The 16,991-nt window shown below is 73.3% G+C and carries 12 protein-coding genes; 4 read left to right on the forward strand and 8 right to left on the reverse strand.

All coding sequences use genetic code 11. From position 1 onward, the window contains the following. Positions 1-46: 46 nt before the first annotated feature. A complete protein-coding gene (locus J2S57_RS22290; RefSeq protein ID WP_307246146.1) occupies positions 47-2,233 on the reverse strand; it encodes a SpoIIE family protein phosphatase in 2,187 nt (728 codons plus the stop codon). Further along, complete coding sequence (locus J2S57_RS22295; protein WP_307246147.1) at positions 2,230-2,832, reverse strand: biliverdin-producing heme oxygenase; 603 nt, start codon at positions 2,830-2,832, stop codon at positions 2,230-2,232. Before J2S57_RS22295 ends, J2S57_RS22290 begins: the two co-directional genes overlap by 4 nt. A 205-nt stretch (positions 2,833-3,037) precedes the next feature. Here J2S57_RS22295 and J2S57_RS22300 point away from each other — a divergent pair, with 205 nt between their 5' ends. Both J2S57_RS22300 and J2S57_RS22305 read left to right on the forward strand, forming a co-directional pair. Then, positions 3,038-3,424: an STAS domain-containing protein gene (locus tag J2S57_RS22300; protein ID WP_307246149.1), complete on the forward strand. Its 387-nt coding sequence runs from the start codon at positions 3,038-3,040 to the stop codon at positions 3,422-3,424. Next, positions 3,421-3,909 (forward strand): ATP-binding protein, encoded by a 489-nt coding sequence (locus J2S57_RS22305; protein ID WP_307246151.1) that lies wholly within the window; start codon positions 3,421-3,423, stop codon positions 3,907-3,909. The genes J2S57_RS22300 and J2S57_RS22305 overlap by 4 nt, the downstream gene beginning before the upstream one ends. Here J2S57_RS22305 and J2S57_RS22310 read toward each other — a convergent pair. Beyond that, positions 3,891-4,772: a LysR family transcriptional regulator ArgP gene (locus J2S57_RS22310; protein WP_307246153.1), complete on the reverse strand. Its 882-nt coding sequence runs from the start codon at positions 4,770-4,772 to the stop codon at positions 3,891-3,893. The two genes, J2S57_RS22305 and J2S57_RS22310, sit on opposite strands and share 19 nt — an antisense overlap. A 79-nt stretch (positions 4,773-4,851) precedes the next feature. Here J2S57_RS22310 and J2S57_RS22315 point away from each other — a divergent pair, with 79 nt between their 5' ends. Then, entirely contained in the window at positions 4,852-5,454 is a 603-nt protein-coding gene (locus J2S57_RS22315; RefSeq protein ID WP_370882696.1) for a LysE/ArgO family amino acid transporter, read from the forward strand. A 242-nt stretch (positions 5,455-5,696) separates the two neighbouring features. Then, on the forward strand, positions 5,697-6,425 hold the full coding sequence (locus J2S57_RS22320; protein WP_370882697.1) for an IclR family transcriptional regulator: 729 nt from the start codon (positions 5,697-5,699) through the stop codon (positions 6,423-6,425). On the opposite strand, the gene J2S57_RS22325 is transcribed toward J2S57_RS22320, so the two are convergent. From J2S57_RS22325 to J2S57_RS22345, 5 genes are all read right to left on the reverse strand, one after another. Beyond that, complete coding sequence (locus J2S57_RS22325) at positions 6,406-8,655, reverse strand: putative bifunctional diguanylate cyclase/phosphodiesterase (RefSeq protein ID WP_307246159.1); 2,250 nt, start codon at positions 8,653-8,655, stop codon at positions 6,406-6,408. The genes J2S57_RS22320 and J2S57_RS22325 overlap by 20 nt on opposite strands. Positions 8,656-8,728: 73 nt before the next feature. Then, on the reverse strand, positions 8,729-9,901 hold the full coding sequence (locus J2S57_RS22330) for a 4-hydroxybenzoate 3-monooxygenase (protein WP_307246161.1): 1,173 nt from the start codon (positions 9,899-9,901) through the stop codon (positions 8,729-8,731). Position 9,902: 1 nt separating this feature from the next. Further along, on the reverse strand, positions 9,903-11,717 hold the full coding sequence (locus J2S57_RS22335; RefSeq protein WP_307246163.1) for a DUF429 domain-containing protein: 1,815 nt from the start codon (positions 11,715-11,717) through the stop codon (positions 9,903-9,905). Positions 11,718-11,772: 55 nt separating this feature from the next. Continuing rightward, positions 11,773-14,346, reverse strand: coding sequence for a diguanylate cyclase domain-containing protein (locus tag J2S57_RS22340; protein ID WP_307246164.1), 2,574 nt, complete (start codon positions 14,344-14,346; stop codon positions 11,773-11,775). Continuing rightward, on the reverse strand, positions 14,343-16,949 hold the full coding sequence (locus J2S57_RS22345; RefSeq protein ID WP_307246167.1) for a diguanylate cyclase domain-containing protein: 2,607 nt from the start codon (positions 16,947-16,949) through the stop codon (positions 14,343-14,345). The genes J2S57_RS22340 and J2S57_RS22345 overlap by 4 nt, the downstream gene beginning before the upstream one ends. Positions 16,950-16,991: the final 42 nt, after the last annotated feature.

Below are 16,991 nucleotides of genomic sequence, written 5' to 3' on the forward strand. Positions count from 1 at the left end.
GGCGGTCGCCTGAGGCTCGTCGCTCACCTGGGTGGCCGGGCCCGGTTCACCGACGACGGCGGGCCAGGAGCAGGGTGAGGTCGTCGGTGCGGGGTTCGGGGGCGTCGGCGACGAGCCGGTCGGCCATCGTCGCCGGCGGGTCGGCGGCGGCTTCCGCCACCCGGGCGGCGATGCGGGCGATGCCCTCCTCCGGCGACGACCGGCGGTCTTCGCTCAGCCCGTCGGAGTACAGCACCAGGGTCTCGCCCGGCTGCAGCTCACCCGACCACGACCCGGCGGGCACCTCGACGCCGAGCCCCACCGGCGGCCGGGCCGGCACCACGACCGGGCCGCGCACCGACGACACCGGGTGCGGATGTCCCGCCCGGGCCACCTCGACCGCGCCGGTCGCCGGGTCGTACAGCGCCAGCACCACCGTGGCCAGGATCGGCCGGAACACCAGGTGGGCCAGCGAGTCCAGCCGGGCCAGGGTCTCGGCCGGGGGAGCGCCCTCGAGCAGGTACGCCCGCAGCGCCGTGCGGAGCTGGGTCATCGTGGCGGTGACCGTGCTGCCGTGGCCGGTGACGTCACCGACGACCAGGGCGAGCCGGCCGCCGGGCAGCTCGAAGCAGTCCCACCAGTCGCCGGCGAAACGGCCGTCGGGCGCGGGCACGTACCGCACCTCCAGGTCGACGTCCGCGACCCGCGGCAGGCTCGCCGGCTGCAGGGAGTCGTGCAGGTCCTCGACGATGTTCACCGCGTCGCGCTCGTAGCGCCGCAGCGCCCCGATCGCCGCCGTGCCCAGAGCCAGCACCGACTGCACCTGCCAGGAGTCCCACGGCGCGCTGCGGCCGCGCAGCTTCTCCTCGGCCGCCGCGAACGACTTCCGGGGCCCGATGCGGGCCGTGCCGTCGGTGCGGATCGTGATGGTCTTGTCGTGCGGGTCACCGGCCCAGCGCACCGTGCGGTCGACCGCGGGGTTGAGCCACAGGATCCAGGTGCGTGGTGCCAGCGGCAGCACCAGCGCCCCGGCCACCGCGTCACTGCCCAGCCCGGGGGCGAGATGGTCGGTGAAGGCGGGGACGCCCTCGGTGCGCGCCAGCGTCCTCACGATCTCGTCGGCCACCGACGGTTCCGGCACCGACCCCCACGAGGTGCGCACGTCGTCCGTACGCACCACCACCCCGGCCGCGTCGGCGAGCCCGGCGACCCGGGCCAGGTCGGCCCCCGCCAGCGCCCGCACCGGTGAGACCTGCGGCTGCGCCAGCAACGGCAGCAGCGCCTCGACCTGACGCCGCCCGGACGCCAGACGGGCCGCGTCGTCACTGGTCTCGCGGGTCGTGACGATCTCCATCGCGGCCTGGGTGAGGAAGTCGGCCGCCGCCCGCTCGTCGTGCGAGGGCTGCAGCGGACCCGCGTAGTGGTGGCACGCGACCAGCCCCCACAGCACCCCGCCGCGCATCATCGACACCGACATCGACGCCCGCACCCCCATGCCCCGCAGGTACTCCAGGTGCACCGGGGAGACACTGCGCAGCGGGGCGAACGACAGGTCGAGCTCGCCGAGGCCGTCGGCCGGCAGCTGCGGCACCAGCCGGGCGGCGCCCGCGTGCGAGTCCACGATGAAGCGCAGCCGGTTGAGCGTGTAGAGCTGACGGGCCTGGGCCGGGATGTCGGACTCCGGGTAGCGCAGCCCCAGGAACGGCTCCAGGTAGTCGCGGCGGTGCTCGGCGATGACCTCACCGTTCCACTCGCGGTCGAAGCGGTAGACCATCACCCGGTCGAACCCGGTGACCCGCTGCACGGCGCTCACCAGCTGCTGGAACACGTCGGTCGCGCCGCGCAGCCGGTTGATCTGGGTGCGGGTGGCCGACAGGGACACCGAACGGCCCAGCGACGCGTCGCTCACCGCCTCCAGCTCGATGACCAGCCGGTCGGGCCCGGAGCGGTGCACCAGCACGTCGACCGCCCGCCCGGCCCACGGACCGCCCTCAGGACCCTGCCAGCGCACCGGTTCGAGCAGGTCGTCGTCGGCCACCCGCTCCTCGATCCCGGCCCACAGCTCGTGGCCCAGCAGATCCCGCGCGTGCGGCCCCTGGGCTCCGGGCAGGAAGGTGCGCAGGTTCTCGGACGCGGTGAGCACCGTGTGCCGCGTGGGGTGCACGACCATCATCACACCGTGCGGCTGCACCGAGCCCGGGTACTGGATCGGCTCACGGGCGCACTGGTCGAGGTCGGCTTCCGGGAAGGTCACCCACCCACCCTGCCAGGGGTCGGCGTGTGCAGCCACGCCTCGAACACCGCGAACAGCTCCACCGCGGCCCGCACCGCCTCGTCGAGCTCGGCCGGGGCGAGATCGTCGAGCAGGCGCTTCGTTTCGTGCCAGACGGTGACGCGCTCGCGGGAGTGGGCCAGGCTGCCGCACGCGCCGGCCGGGATCCCGCTCGCGATCGCGTGGGTGGCGATGACCGCCCCGCCGAGCGCCGAGCCGTCGAGCACGTAGAGCTGGCCGAGGGCCCGGCCCAGGCCGGTCACCGCAGGTGGGAGAGGGCTGCGTGGGAGTGCCCGGACCTCCTGCGGGCTGAGCCCGAGGTGCCGCAGGTCGGCCGCGATGGCCCCGGAACGCCGCCGCCGGGCGACGTCGGGCGCAGGCCGTGACTCCGGCCACACCTCCCGCCAGGCGCCCAGGCCCCGCTCGAGTGGTTCGTGCAGCCCCAGCATGCGCTCGAGCCACCAGCGGTGGGTCTCGTGGTTCCAGGCCCTCAGGTCGACGAGGGCGTCGAGGCGCTCGTGCGTGGGACGGGTCGCGGCGCGCAGGGCGGCGACCCCGTGATCTCCGGGCGTGTCGGCCACCGTAACCCCTCCAGCCAGCGTGTTCCGGGCCTGCCCGGTGCTCACGCCGGGCAGGAAATCCCTGGTGGGCTAGCATATCGAGGCAAGCTGCCCCGGCCTGTGGCCATCAAGACACGGTGATCATTGTCGAGCGGGGGCGGGAGGGCAGGCAGACGGGAAGACCATCGGGGAGTCTCACCGCCCGCTGCCGGGAGGACAGGAGGCAATGGTGTCGAAGGACCCCCAGGCCTCGGCGCCGCACGACGGCGCTCCGGGTGACGTGGTCGTTCTGTCGCAGGACGACCACACGCTGGTCATTCTGTACGGCGACGTCGACGTACGGGTCAGCGACGAGCTGGAGTACGCGGGCCGGTTCTCGATCGACGCCGGGCGGCTCACCGTGCTGGACGTGCGCCACGTGACGATGATGGATTCCGTCGGCGTCTCGTTCGTCGTGCGCATGGCCGCCGGGCTGCGCAGCGCCGGCACCGAACTGCTGCTGCAGGGCCCCTCGCGCCGGGTCTCCGAGCTGATCAGCCTGGTGGGTGCCACCGAGCTGACCCGCTGGCTGCCCGACGAGGCCCTTCTCAGCGCCCAGGTGGAACAGTCGTGAGCGCGGCCGTGCTGATGCCGGGCCGCCCGCCGGTGGGCTTCTGGGCCCAGCGCATCGACTGGGACATCACCTCCGTCGAGGGATCGGTGCAGGCCCGCGACGAGGCCCGCGAGGCGGTCGCCGCCGGGGAGACGATTCATCCCTCGGGGCACGTGTTCTCGTCGGCCAGTGAACGGGTGGCCATGACCATGGGTGAACTGACCGTGAACGGGCTGCGCCACGGTGATCCACCGGTGACGGCCTCGCTCTCGCGCGGCAGCCGCGGCTGGCTGCTCGTGGTGTCCGACGCCGCTCCGGGCCGGACTCCCACCGCTCCCGGGCCTGACCTCACCGCGGTCGGCGGACTGGGCCTGCGCCTGGTGCTGTCGATGTCCGTCGAGGTCGGCTGGTGCCTGGAGCGAGGGCGCAAGCTGGTCTGGGCCCTGGTCAGCGACATACCGCCGCAGAGCATGGTGGCAACCCTGGATCAGGCCCTCTCCTCCTGATGCAGTGCACGCCCCGCCGCGGCCGTCACCGCCCGGGTGACCTCGTCGAGCAGGGGTGAGGTCAGTTTCCAGCGCTGCCAGTAGAGTTCGACCCCGACCGGCCGCCCGGGCGCCAGTTCCACCAGGCGTCCCGCGTCCAGGTCTTCCAGACACTGCTGCTCGGGCAGCATTCCCCAGCCGAACCCGGCCCGCACCGCCCGCGCGAAGTCGTCGGAGGTAGGCACGTAGTGGCGCGGCGCGCCGTGACCCGACGGGAGGAAGGCGTGCTGCAGACCGTCCTGCCGGTCGAAATCCACCCGGGGAACCGTGTCGAGGCTCGCCGTGCCCCGGAGGTGACGCTCGGCGAAACCCGGTGAGGCCACCGCGTGATAGCGCATCGTGCCCAGCCGCGCCGACGAACATCCCTGCACCGGAACTGATTCCGCCGTCACCGCCGCCATCACCGTGCCCGAGCGCAGCAGGCCGGACGTGCGCTCCTGGTCCTCCCGGTGCAGGTCGAACACCACCGCAGTGTGCTCGAGCACCCCGGCCAGGGCGCCCAGGAACCAGGTCGACAGCGAGTCCGCGTTCACCGCCAGGGGCAGCGAGGGCACTCCGGTGCCGCCCGGCCCGCTCAGGGCCCGAGCGGTCTCCTGCTCCAGCAGTCGCGCCTGCCGGGCGTGCCGCACCACCACCTCACCGTCGGCGGTCGGCCGCACCGGGGTGGTGCGCTGCACCAGGATCCGGCCCGCGGCCTGCTCCATCGCCTTGATCCGCTGGCTCACGGCGCTCGCGGTGACGTGGAGCCGCGCCGCGGCGGCGTCGAACGTGCCCTCGTCGACGGCCGCGAGCAGCGTCTCGAGGTGATCGCGCTGGAACTGCATGAGCCGAGCTTATGCACCATCAGAAACATGAGCTGTACTGAATCTCGGAGGAGCTCATAGCGTCACCCACATGCACCTCATGCTCGGCCTGCTCACCGGCCTCAGTCTGATCATCGCGATCGGCGCTCAGAACGCGTACCTGCTGCGACTCGGGATCGCCGAGCGCGCCCGGGTGGTGCTGCCCGCCGTGGTGGTGTGCGCCGCGTCCGACGCGGTGCTGATCCTGGCCGGTGTGCTCGGGGTGGGGGCGCTGGTGCAGAGTGCGCCGGTCGCACTGACGGTGGTGCGGGTGCTGGGCGCGGCGTTCCTGCTGACGTACGGGCTGATGGCCGCGCGGCGGGCGCTGCGGCCGGGCGGTGAGGTGCTGGCGGCGCGGGAACTGGCGCCGGGGGCCGGGGTCCGCGGCGTGGTGCTGACGATGCTGGCGCTGACCTGGCTCAACCCGCACGTCTACCTCGACACCGTGGTCATGCTCGGCTCGATCGCGAACGGGCAGGACGAGGGGCGCGCCTGGTGGGTGACCGGGGCCGTGCTGGCGAGCGTGCTGTGGTTCAGCGCCCTGGGTTTCGGGGCGCGGATGCTGCGGCCGGTGTTCGCCCGGCCGGTGGCGTGGCGGGTGCTGGACGGGGTGATCGCGGTGGTGATGGGGCTGCTCGGTCTCCGCCTGGCCCTCGGTGGGTGAGGGCGTGGTGACCGGTGCCGTCGGTGGCGGCGAGTCCCCGGCCGGTCACCTCGTTCACCGGTGGTGCCGGAGGCCGCTGTGGTACGGCGCGTCGTCCAGGCGGGGCGGTGCGCGTGAGACCCGCCCGGTGGTGGGCCTTCTCGATGGTGCTGCCGTCGGCATCCCCCGACGGCAGGTGTTCACTTCCGGGGCCGGACAGGTCACACTTCCGGTGGGTGGATGCGACGACGCGGGGGTGCACCATGGCGGCGAGCGTCACCTCCCGGGCGCTGGCGTTGCTGAGCGCCTTCGACGACCGGCACCGGCAGCTCACGCTGACCGAGCTGGCGTCGCGGGCCGGGCTCCCGGTGCCCACGGCGCACCGGCTGGTCGGCGAGCTGGTGCGGTGGCGGGCGCTGGAGCGGCTGCCCGGCTCCGGCCGTTACGTGATCGGGCGCCGGATCTGGGATCTCGGGCTGCTCGCCCCGGTGCAGACCGGGCTGCGGCAGGTCGCCTCGCCGTTCCTGCAAGACGTCTACGCGGCCACGCTGGCCACCGTGCACCTGGCCGTGCGCGACGGGCTCGAGGTGCTCTACGTCGACCGGCTCTCCGGGCACGCCTCGGTGCCGGTGGTCAGCGAGATCGGCTCCCGGCTGCCGCTGCACTCGACCGGGGTGGGCAAGGTGCTGCTCGCGTACGCCCCGGCCGAGGTGCAGCGCCAGGTGCTGGCCGGGCCGCCGCGGATCACGCCGTACACGATCACCCAGCCCGGGCGGCTCGCGGCGCAGCTGGAACGGGTGCGGCGCGAGGGCTACGCGCAGACCGTGGAGGAGATGAGCCTGGGCGGGTGCTCGGTGGCGGTGCCGGTGCGGCGGGAGGCCGACGTGGTGGCCTCGATCGGGCTGGTGGTGCCCTCGCTCGAGCGGGACCGGCCCCGGCTGGTGACGGCGCTGCGGGTGGCGGCCGAGGGCATCACCCGCTCGCTGCGCTGAGGCCACCGACCACGATGTCCCGCGCCGGGCGGGGCCGGCCCAGGAAGTAGCCCTGGGCCAGTTCGCAGCCGATCTCGCCGAGCCGGTCGAGCTGCGCCTGCGTCTCCACGCCCTCGGCCACCACGTCCATGCGGAACGCGTGCGCGGCCGTGACCATCAGCTGCACCAGCGCCTGGGTGGCCTCGTCGTTCGAGCGCAGGAAGCTCTGGTCGATCTTCAGGGTGTCGACCTGGAGGTTCTGCAACTGGCCGATGCTCGTGTAGCCGGTGCCGAAGTCGTCGAGGCTCACGGCCACGCCGAGCGCCCGCAGCTCCCGCAGGTGCGCGTCGGCGGTCGGCTCGTCGAGCACCACGGTCTCGGTGATCTCGAGCACCAGCCGGGTGGGTTCCAGTCCGCTCTCGCCCAGCGCGTGCCGCACCTCGTCGAGCAGCGTGCGCGAGGCCAGGTGCCGGGCCGAGATGTTCACGGCCATCGTCACCCCGCCGTGGCTGCGCGGGTCGGCGTGGGTCCAGGCCGCCAGCTGCTTCGTCGCGGAGTTCAGCACCCACCGCCCGATCTCGCAGATCAGCAGGCTCTCCTCGGCGAGCGGGATGAACTCGTTGGGCGGGACCAGGCCGCGTTCGGGGTGCTGCCAGCGGATCAGGGCCTCGTAGGAGTGCAGCTGCCCGCCGGCCACGGTCATCACCGGCTGGAAGTGCAGCTCGAACTCGCCCCGGGCCAGTCCGGCGCGGATGTCGGCCTCCACCCGGGCCCGGGCCTCGAGCTCGGCCCGCAGCGCCGCGTCGAACATCTCGACCCGGCCGCGGCCGTTGGCCTTGGCCCGGTGGGCGGCCAGATCGGCGTCCTGCAGCAGCTTCTCGGCGTCCGTCTCCCCGTCGCGGGCGAGCGCGACCCCGACGCTGGCCCCGACCGAGGCCCGGCCCGCGGCGGTCATGATCGGGACGCTCACCCCGGTCACGAGCCGCTCGGCGATCTCCATCAGCTCGGCCGGCGGCGGCACCGGGTCGATCAGCACGACGAACTCGTCACCGCCCTGCCGGCCCACGATGTCGCCGCCACGCAGGACGCCCTTCATCCGCTCGGCGACCACGCGCAGCACCTCGTCGCCCGCGGCCTGGCCCAGCTGCTCGTTGACCTTCTTGAAGAAGTCCAGGTCGACGACGACCACGGCCACCTCGTCACCGGCCCGGGCGGCCCGGTGCATCAGGGAGGCGAGCAGCTCGCGCACGTAGGTGCGGTTGGGCAGGTCGGTGAGCGGGTCGTGGGCGGCCTGGTGCTCCAGATCGGTGCGGTAGGCGTCGCGTTCGTTGGTGGAGGCCCGCACGTCGCGCATCGACAGCCAGAGCCGGGCGGGCACGAGCAGCGACAGAACGGTGGACGCGGTGGCGATCGGCAGGTGGTTGAGGTTCAGGTCGTAGAAGTAGTCGATCATGAGCACGCCGGGCACGACGAGCAGCGCGCCGTACATGGTGACCAGGCGCACCGGCGACACGATCCAGGTCGCGGTCGAGCCGCCGCGCGCCGGGTGGCTCGACGAGCGCAGCGCCCCGTAACCCCAGCCGATGTACATGAGCAGGTAGAACGTCTCGAACCAGCGGTGCTCCGGGTTCAGCGTGCCCCCGCTCATGCCGTACAGCACGTTGCCGGCCAGACCGGTCAGCACGGCCCCGGTCAACGCCGTGGTGGCCCATGCCTCGACCGGTGCCGGCACACTCGTCACCAGCCAGACCGCGGCCCCCAGCATCCCGATCGTGGTGACCGGGTAGAGGATGCCGACCAGCTCGGTCAGGTCGAGACCGCCCTGCAGCGGCCGGAACAGGGCCACCCACAGCACCAGGCCGCCGGCGCCGGTGACCACGCCGGTGTCGAGCAGCCCGGCCGCGTCGATCCTGCGCCCGCGCTGCAGCAGCAGGAGCCCGGCCGTCGCGACCAGGTTGCCGCTCAGCCAGCCGGCGTCGCTCCAGCTCGGGTACGCGGGGGTCTGCCCGTGGGCGATCAGCCAGACGGTGTGCCCGTCGGCGGCCGCGCTCAGCAGCGAGGCGAAGGAGAAGACGATCCAGGCCCCGCGCCGGGGCCGGTCGAGACGGGCGGCCACCAGCACGGCGACGGCACTGCTCAGGCTGATCGACACCTGCAGCCAGCCGCGGAGCGCCCCGGAGGGCGCCAGCCAGTAGCTGCCGAGCAGCACGGCAGCGACCAGGAGATAACGCCGTCCGGCGTCGAGGCGCATGGACGAGCGTTCGGCCCGTGCGGGCGCCCGGTGAAGCGGCCCCCGGACGCGTCACCCCGGCGGGGGCCGGTGGTCACTCTGCGAAGTCGATGGGCAGACCGGCGTAGTTCTCGGCCAGGCCCCGGGCCCCGGCCTCGCTGCCCGTCACCCACCGCAGCTGCGACAGCTGCAGCTGCGCGTCGAACGGGTCGTCACCCGTGTGCAGCATCGTGGTCATCCACCAGGAGAAGTGCGTGCACCGCCAGACCCGGCGCAGCGCGGTGTCCGAGTAGGTGTCCGCGAGCCGGTTCTCGCCCCGCAGCAGCCCGGCCAGGGCGGGGGCGAGCAGCGCCACGTCGGCCAGCGCCAGGTTCAGCCCCTTGGCGCCGGTCGGCGGCACGATGTGGGCGGCGTCGCCGGCCAGGAACAGCCGCCCGTGCCGCATCGGCTGCTGCACGAAGCTGCGCATCGGCAGCACCGACTTCTCGGTCACCGGCCCGGTCCCGAGCGTCCATCCGGAAAGGCCCAGCCGGTCGTCCAGGGCCTGCCAGATCCGGTCGTCCGGCCAGGCCGCGACGTCGGTGCCCGCCGGGACCTGGAGGTAGAACCGGCTGACCCGGGCCGAGCGCATCGAGTGCAGGGCGAAACCGTCGGGGTGCCAGGCGTAGATCAGGTCGTCGGTCGAGGGCGCCACGTCGGCCAGCACGCCGAGCCAGGAGTACGGGTAGGTGCGCTCCCAGGTCTGTCTCGCGGCGTCCGGCACCGCCGCCCGGCTCGGGCCGAACGAGCCGTCGCAGCCGGCCACCACGTCCGCGTCCACGCGTCCTTCGTGCCCGTCGGCGTCCACGAAGGTGACGTACGGTCGGTCGGTCCCGAGGTCGTGCAGGGCGACGTCCCTCACCCCGTAGAGGATGGGCTGCCCGGCCTCGTCCCGGGCCCGGCCCAGGTCTTTCTGCACCTCGGTCTGCCCGTACACGGTGACCGTGCGCCCGATCAGGTCGACGAAGTCCAGGTGGTGCCGCTCACCCGGCCACTGCAGGTGGATGCCGCGGTGCCGGTCGCCCTCGGCCCGCAGGCGCTCGCCGAGCCCGGCCGCGGTGAGCAGGTCGACGCTGGACTGCTCGAGGATGCCGGCCCGGATGCGGGCCTCGACGTAGTCGCGGGTGCGGGTCTCCAGCACGACCGACTCCACACCCCGCCCGGCGAGCAGGTGCGACAGCAGGAGGCCGGCCGGGCCGGCGCCGATGATCGCGACAGGGGTGCGCATCTCACTCCTCGGGTTCGCCGGTCTCGTCCGGGTGCAGTTTCTCCAGGCGGGACTTCAGCAGGGGACGGCGGTCGGCGTTGCCGGGCAGCCCGACGTACTTCTCGCCGAACGCGGCCAGCAGCGCGTCGTCGAGGCGGCGCACGGCACCGGGCGGGTACTTGTAGGCCATCCGGGCGTTCAGGTCCAGCTCGTTGACCGGCAGCAGCACCTCGGTGAGCTCGGGCAGCGAGGTGATCGCGAGCTCGGCCAGCAGCCCGGTGATCCAGGTGTAGTGCTCGGTGCGCGACCAGCCCGAGCCGGGGTACTGCCCGGCCAGGAAGGCCGCCAGTTCCCGGGCGCCGATGCGGGAGTCGTCGTCGGCGGTGTCGCGCCCGCTGGTGTCGTCGTCGGTGGTGTTGTCGCCCACCGCCGGCGTGCTGTGCTCGAGCAGCCGGTCGCGGATGATCGAGAACTCCTGGTCGGCCAGCTCCAGCAGCCCGGCCGCGAGCGTGAAGCGCCGGTCGAGCTCGGGCGCCTGGTCGGCGGGAACTGTTCCCTTGTAACGGATGTCGTGCTCGAACTCGGCCCAGGCGTGCTGCAGCACGGTGCGCACCTGCAGCGACGCGTGCTGGCCGCGCAGCTGCTCGTAGCCGGAGTGGCCCTCGCGGGCGGCGTCCAGGGCGATCAGCATGTGCCGGCTGCGGTAGCCGAAACGGCCCTGCCGGGCGACCATCTCGCCCATGTCCCGGTCTTTCTTGACCAGGAGCTGGTCGTGGATGACGTCGGCCACGGTGGCCACGTCGTCCTGCACGTAGGTGATGACCCGCACACCGATCTGGTCGTTGATCTCGCGCAGCGGGTCGGTGTAGACGAGCTCGCCGTTCGGGCCGCGGCGGGAGGCCTTGCCGGCGAACGAGGCCACCGCCTTGGCCCGGCCGTTGACGCTCAGGTAGTTGATGCCCGCCTCGTCGAGGATCGAGGTGACCAGCGCGACGAAGGTGTCCGCCGCGTCCACCAGCGCGGGCTGACGCAGCGCGTAGTCGCGCACGGCCACCGACACCGGGTCCTCGGCGGTCGGGTCGTCGGCGCTGCTCGGCTCCAGGCCCTCGGGCAGCGTCGGGGTGACGATGTAGCCGTTCTCGACATCGCCGTAGGTCGTCATCATCTGTGGGTGGCGGGCCCCGAAAAGAGCGGTGTAGGCGCAGATCACGGCGTCGACCTGGTCTTCGACCACGCGCAGCTCGCTCTTGCGCACGGCCCCGCCGGCCGCCTCGATCAGCTCGGGCCAGCGTGAGCCCGGACGGTCGAGGTGCAGGGGCGGCTCGGCCCCGGCCAGGCCGCCGACCAGGCCCATCAGGCGCAGCAGCTCGGACTGCAGCAGGTCGCGGGTGCGCCCGGGCTTGGCCTTGTACTTCAGCGTGCGGCCGAGCCGGAACAGCGAGATGCAGGCGGCGTGCGGGTAGACCTCCATCGCGCGCCGGCCGCGGCCCGAGCGCGGGTTCAGGTCGAGCTTCAGTGCGTGCGCGATGCGGGCGCCGCGCGGGGTGCCGGAGAACTCCGGCTTGGTGGTGTTCACCGGGTGCGCCCCGGCGTGGAACCGGGCGAAGTCCTTGTTGAGGGCGGCCTCGGCGGGCCGGTTGCCGGTCTCGTTGCGGACGATCAGCGGGGCGTCGATCGCGACCAGGCAGTCACCGGCGGTGTAGGGCGCGAGCGCGGCGAGGATCTCCTCGTCGCTCTGGGCGGCGCTGACGTGCACCAGCCCGCCCTCGTCGTCGAGCACGGCGAGTCCGGTGGGCTTGCGGTCGCCCCAGGCGAGGTCCACTCCGACGTAGTACACAGCGTCCAAGCCTGCCGTATCAGAACGTTACGTGCTCACCGGGCCCCGGCCGCTCTCAGCGCAGGCTCACCCGCACGCGTCCCTTGCCGTCCCGCTTGGCCCGGTACATCGCGGCGTCGGCCGCCCCGAGCAGGGCCGGCCCGTCGGAGGCGGCGTCGCCGTCCCCGGACACCGCGACCCCGACGCTCGCCCCGATCCGCGCCCGCGCGTCCGTGAGCTCGAACTCCTCGGCCAGCGTGGCGATGATCGCGTGACCGATCGTGATGGCGGTCTCCACGTCGGCCACCCCGGGGCAGAGCACCGCGAACTCGTCGCCGCCGATCCGCGCCACCACGTCGCTGGCCCGCACACAGGCCGCGATCCGCTCGGCCACCTGCACGAGCAGCTCGTCACCGGCGCCGTGCCCCTGGTTGTCGTTGACGGCCTTGAACCCGTCCAGGTCGATGTAGAGCACGGCGACGTTCCCCACCCGGCGTCGCTCACCCAGCGCCCGGTCGAGCTGCCGGCGCAGCGCCGAGCGGTTGGGCAGACCGGTCAGCGAGTCGTGCGAGGCCTCGTGCCGCAGCCGCTCGGTGAGCTCCCGGCGGGCGGTGATGTCCTCGACCATGATGATCAGGTAGGGCGCCCGGCCGTCGGCGGGCCGCACCGCGGCGGTGGACATGCGCCCCCACAGCTCGGCCTCGTTCAGGCACCGGAACCGGCGGTCGCCCTGCACCGACTCGATCTCGCCGGCGGCCAGCCGGCCCAGGTTGTGCACGGCCCGGCTGGCGTCGGGCTCCTCGAGCAGGTCGATGTAACTGGTGCCCAGCAGGTCCTCCTCGCTGCGGCCCGCGAACGCGCACATCGCCGCGTTCACCCGCAGGATCGTCGCCGGGGCGGCCGGGTCCATGGTGGTGATGACCATGGCCAGCGGAGCGCCGTCGAAGGCCAGGCGGAACCGGTCCTCGCTCTCGGCCAGCTCGGCCCGGGTGGTCAGCACCTCGCTCACGTCGGTGAGCACCACGATGAACTCCTCGACGCCGTCCGGTGAGGTGTACGGCGTCAGGTTCAGCTGCGCGGGGAAGCGGGAGCCGTCCTTGCGCACGCAGACGGTCTGCACGGTGGCGGGTTCCTCGCCCATCACCGTGGTCAGGGCCGCGAACGGATCGCTGAGCCCGGTGTGACGCATCGCCTCCTGCAGGGCCTCGGGCGTCTCGAACGCCGAGGGGTCGAGCCGGCCCACCACCTCCTCAGCCCGATATCCGAGCAGGCGCTCCGCCGCCGCGTTGAAGCGGGTGATGGCACCGGTCTCCCGGGAGCTGACCACGATGCCGGTCTCGGTCAGCGCGTCCAGGATCGTGCTCAGCTCGCTCGTGGCCCGCGCCCGTTCCAGCTCCCCGGCCCGCAGCTCGGTGATGTCGTGCACGGTCGAGTGCAGTCGCACCACCTGACCGGTCGCGTCCGTCTCGGCCTCCGTGCGGCCCAGCACCAGGCGCACCGAGCCGTCGGGCCGCACCAGCCGGTACTCCCGCTGCGGTTCGGGGGCGCCGGTGCGGGTCAACTGCACGACGGCGTCGGCGAGCTCGGCCCGGTCGTCGGGGTGGATGGCCTCGAGGTAGCGCTCCGCCGACGCCGTCACCCGCGCCGGGTCCAGGCCGAGGCAGCGGTAGAGCCCGAGCGTCCAGGTGACCTCCCCGGTGCGCACGTTCATCACGGCCGAGCCGGTGCCGGTGATCTCCTCGGCCTTCACCAGGGCCCAGGACCGGTCCTCGCTGAGGCGCAGCGCGTGCGCCCGGGCCCGGGCGGCCAGCACGGTGAAGAGCACCAGCAGGCTGAGCGAGATCAGCACGATCTGGATCGCGTAGGTGCGCGAGGCGCCGTCCAGGTTCCCGAACGGCCCCCGCCCGTGCAGGGTTCCGACGGTGGCGGTCAGGCCGAGCAGCTGCAGCGACACCATCGAGCGCAACGGCCCGAGCCGCAGCCCGCCCCACAGCAGGGGCAACGCGCAGACCACCGAGGCCACGAGCCGCTGGCCGGTCGCGAAGACCAGCGCCGAGGCCAGGGCCACGGTGGCGAACTGGGCCAGCCACTCCAGGTTGGCGCGGGTGTCGCGCAGGGTGGCCCGCACCTGTTCCCGGGTCGAGACCAGGAACAGCGGCGACACCAGCAGCAGGCCGAGGGCGTGCGTGCGGACGTAGCCGGACCACAGGGACCCGAACGGGCCGTCGGCCCAGACCGCCTGCGCGGCGGCGAAAATCGTCGAACCGAGGACGACGCTGCCGCCCACGCACACAGCGAACCGGAACGCGTGGCCGGGGGAGTCGAGGCGGACCCCGGCCGGGAAGGCCCGGCGCAACAGCAGACCCATGGCCAGCATCTCGCCCACCCCGGCGACGGCGATGCCGCCCGCGACCGGGGCGGAGTAGCCGGAGGTGAGGCCGGCGAGCAGGCCCGCGGCGAGGAACCCGGCCAGCGTGGGTGGCCACGACCGGGGTGACGAGCGCACCAGCACGACCGGCCCGACGCCGGCCATCGGCCACCAGACCGACGTGTGCAGCGTGGTGTCCCGCAACAGATGGAGGCCGAGCTCGGTGAGTGCCACCGCCATCGTGAAACAGGCGGCGAACCGCAGCATCCCGGACCGGTTCACCGCCCGCTCACCTCGACCCGGCCGCGGCCCGCCCGCTTCGCCTCGTACATCGCCTCGTCGGCCGCGTTCAGCAGGTGCGGCACCGCGTCCGGGGTGTCCTGCGGGCCCGACAACGCGATCCCGATGCTGGCCCCGATCCGGCACGACGAACCCTCGACCGTGAACGGCTCGGCCAGGGTGTGCACGATGCGCTCGCCGATGGCCCGGGCCGTCTCCAGGTAGCCGACCCGGGGCAGCAGCACCGCGAACTCGTCACCGCCGAGCCGGGCCACCACGTCACTGCCGCGCACGCAGCCCGCGATCCGCTCGGCCACCTGCACCAGCAGGTCGTCGCCGGCGGCGTGACCGAGCCGGTCGTTGACGGCCTTGAACCCGTCCAGGTCGACGTAGAGCACCGCCACCGTGCCCGGCGCACCCAGCGCGTCCCCGAGCCGCCGGTTCAGCACCTGGCGGTTGGGCAGACCGGTGAGCGGGTCGTGCGAGGCCTCGTGCCGCAGCCGCTCGGTGAGCTGCATGCGGGCCGTGATGTCCTCGATCATCGTGATCAGGTAGGGCGGGCGGCCGTCGGCGGGGCGCACCACCGACGTCGACAGCAGGCCCCACAGCTCGCCGCCGTCACCGCGGTGGAAGGCCCGCTCCGTGGTGGTCGAGTCCCCGCCGGTGGCCAGCAGTTCCCGCAGGTCGGTCGCGGCCCGGGCGGCGTGCGCGGGCGTCATCAGGTCGGCCAGCCGACGCCCCAGCAGGTCCGGGCCGTTGCGGGCGGTGAACCGGCACAACGCCGGGTTGACCCGCATGATCCGGCCCGGGTCGCCGTCGTCCAGCGCCACGATCGCCATCGCCATCGGGGCGAAGTCGAACGACAGCCGGAACCGGTCCTCGCTCTCCTTGAGGTCGGACTCGGCCCGCAGCACCCGGGTCAGGTCGACCACCGCCGACACGTAGGTCTGCGGGGTCCCGTCCGGGGCCAGGACGGCGCTCAGGCTCACCCGCGCCGTGAACTCCGACCCGTCCTTGCGCACACAGGTCCAGCGGTGCGAGCCGGAGCCCTGCTGCAGCGCCGCGCCGATCGCGAACAACGGGTCCTGGATACCGGTCTCGGCCATCGACCGTTCCTGGTCGGCCCGGGAGTGGAAGATCGTGGGCCGGTGCACACCGACCACCTCGTCGGCCCGCCAGCCCAGGATCGTCTCGGCGCCCCGGCTGAACGAGTCCACGAGCCCGGTCTGCGCGCTGACGCCGAAGATGGCCACGTCCTCCACCGCGTCCAGCACCCCCTCCAGATGCTGGTGGGCCCGGTGCAGGGCGTTCTCGGCGTCGCGCATCGCGGTCACGTCGAGCACGGTCGAGCGCAGGCCCACGGCCCGCCCGGCGCTGTCCCGGTCGACCCGGTTGCGCACCATCACGATCCGCTCGCCGCCGTCCGGGCGCTGCAGCCGGAACTGCATGTTCGGCACGTCGGCGCCGTCCGGCACCTTCGACAGCGCGGAGACCACCACACCCCGGTCGTCCGGGTGGATGGTCCCGACGTAGGCCTCGGCGTTCGGCGGCATGTCCTCGCGGCTACGACCCAGGTGCTCGTAGAGCCCGTCGGTCCAGCGGATCTCGCCAGTCGTGAGATCCCAGGCCGACGAGCCCATCCCGGCGATCCGCTCGGCCTCGACCAGGTCGGCGCTACCCGCCCGGGACAGCCGCAGCAGCCGGGTCTTCTCGTCGGCGGCGAGCACCACGAACAGCGTGCAGAGCGTCGCCGAGAGCAGCACCACCTGCACCGCCAGGGTCTGCGCGGCGGGCGGCTCCTGCACCACCGGCCCGATCCCGCGCAGCGTGCCGACCGTGGTGACCAGCGCCATCGCCAGCAGCGAGACCATCGCCCGCAACGGCCCCAGCCGCAGCCCGCCCCAGATCAGCGGCACCGCGCAGATGAACGTCGGCACCACCCGCTGGTCGGTCAGGAACACCCCCGACGTCAGCAGCGTGAGCACCGTGAACTGGGCCGCCCACTCCAGGTTCAGCCGGTGCCGGCGCACCTCGGTGAGCAGGCTGCGGGCGCCCGGGGAGACCAGGAACAGCGGCGAGACCATCAGCAGACCCAGGAAGTGGCTGCGCACGAACCCGTTCCAGAGCTCGAACCCGCCCGCCTGGACCAGGGTGAACACGCTCGCCCCGGTCACCACGCCGCCCGCCCCGCCGAACGCGAAGCGCAGCGCCGCGACCGGGGAGTCGAGCAGCACCCCGCGCGGGAAGGAACGGCGCAGCAGGGCACTGATGACGACGACCTCGGACAGGGCGGCGCTCAGCACCCCGAGCGCGTTCGCCGGTTCGGCGTAGTAGGTGCTGAGGTTGGCCAGGAACTGCCCGGTGCCCATCCCGAGCAGCACCGGCGGCCAGGACGAGGGCCGCAGCCGGGCCAGCACCGCGACCGCGAAACCGGTGAGCGGCCACCAGACCGAGACGGGCAGGGCGGGGTCGCGCAGCAGGCGCAGGCCCAGCTCCGAGACCCCCAGGCCGAACGCGAAGGCGGCGACGACGAGCACGACGGCCCGGGCGAACGGCGGTCCCGCGGTGCGCTCGTCGTCCCCGCCGTCCGGGCCGGGCGACGTCATCGGCAAAATCGGCACACTGACTCCCCGTCGTGCATCCCCTAC

It is taken from the genome of Kineosporia succinea, from assembly GCF_030811555.1.
Taxonomy (GTDB): Bacteria; Actinomycetota; Actinomycetes; order Actinomycetales; family Kineosporiaceae; genus Kineosporia; species Kineosporia succinea.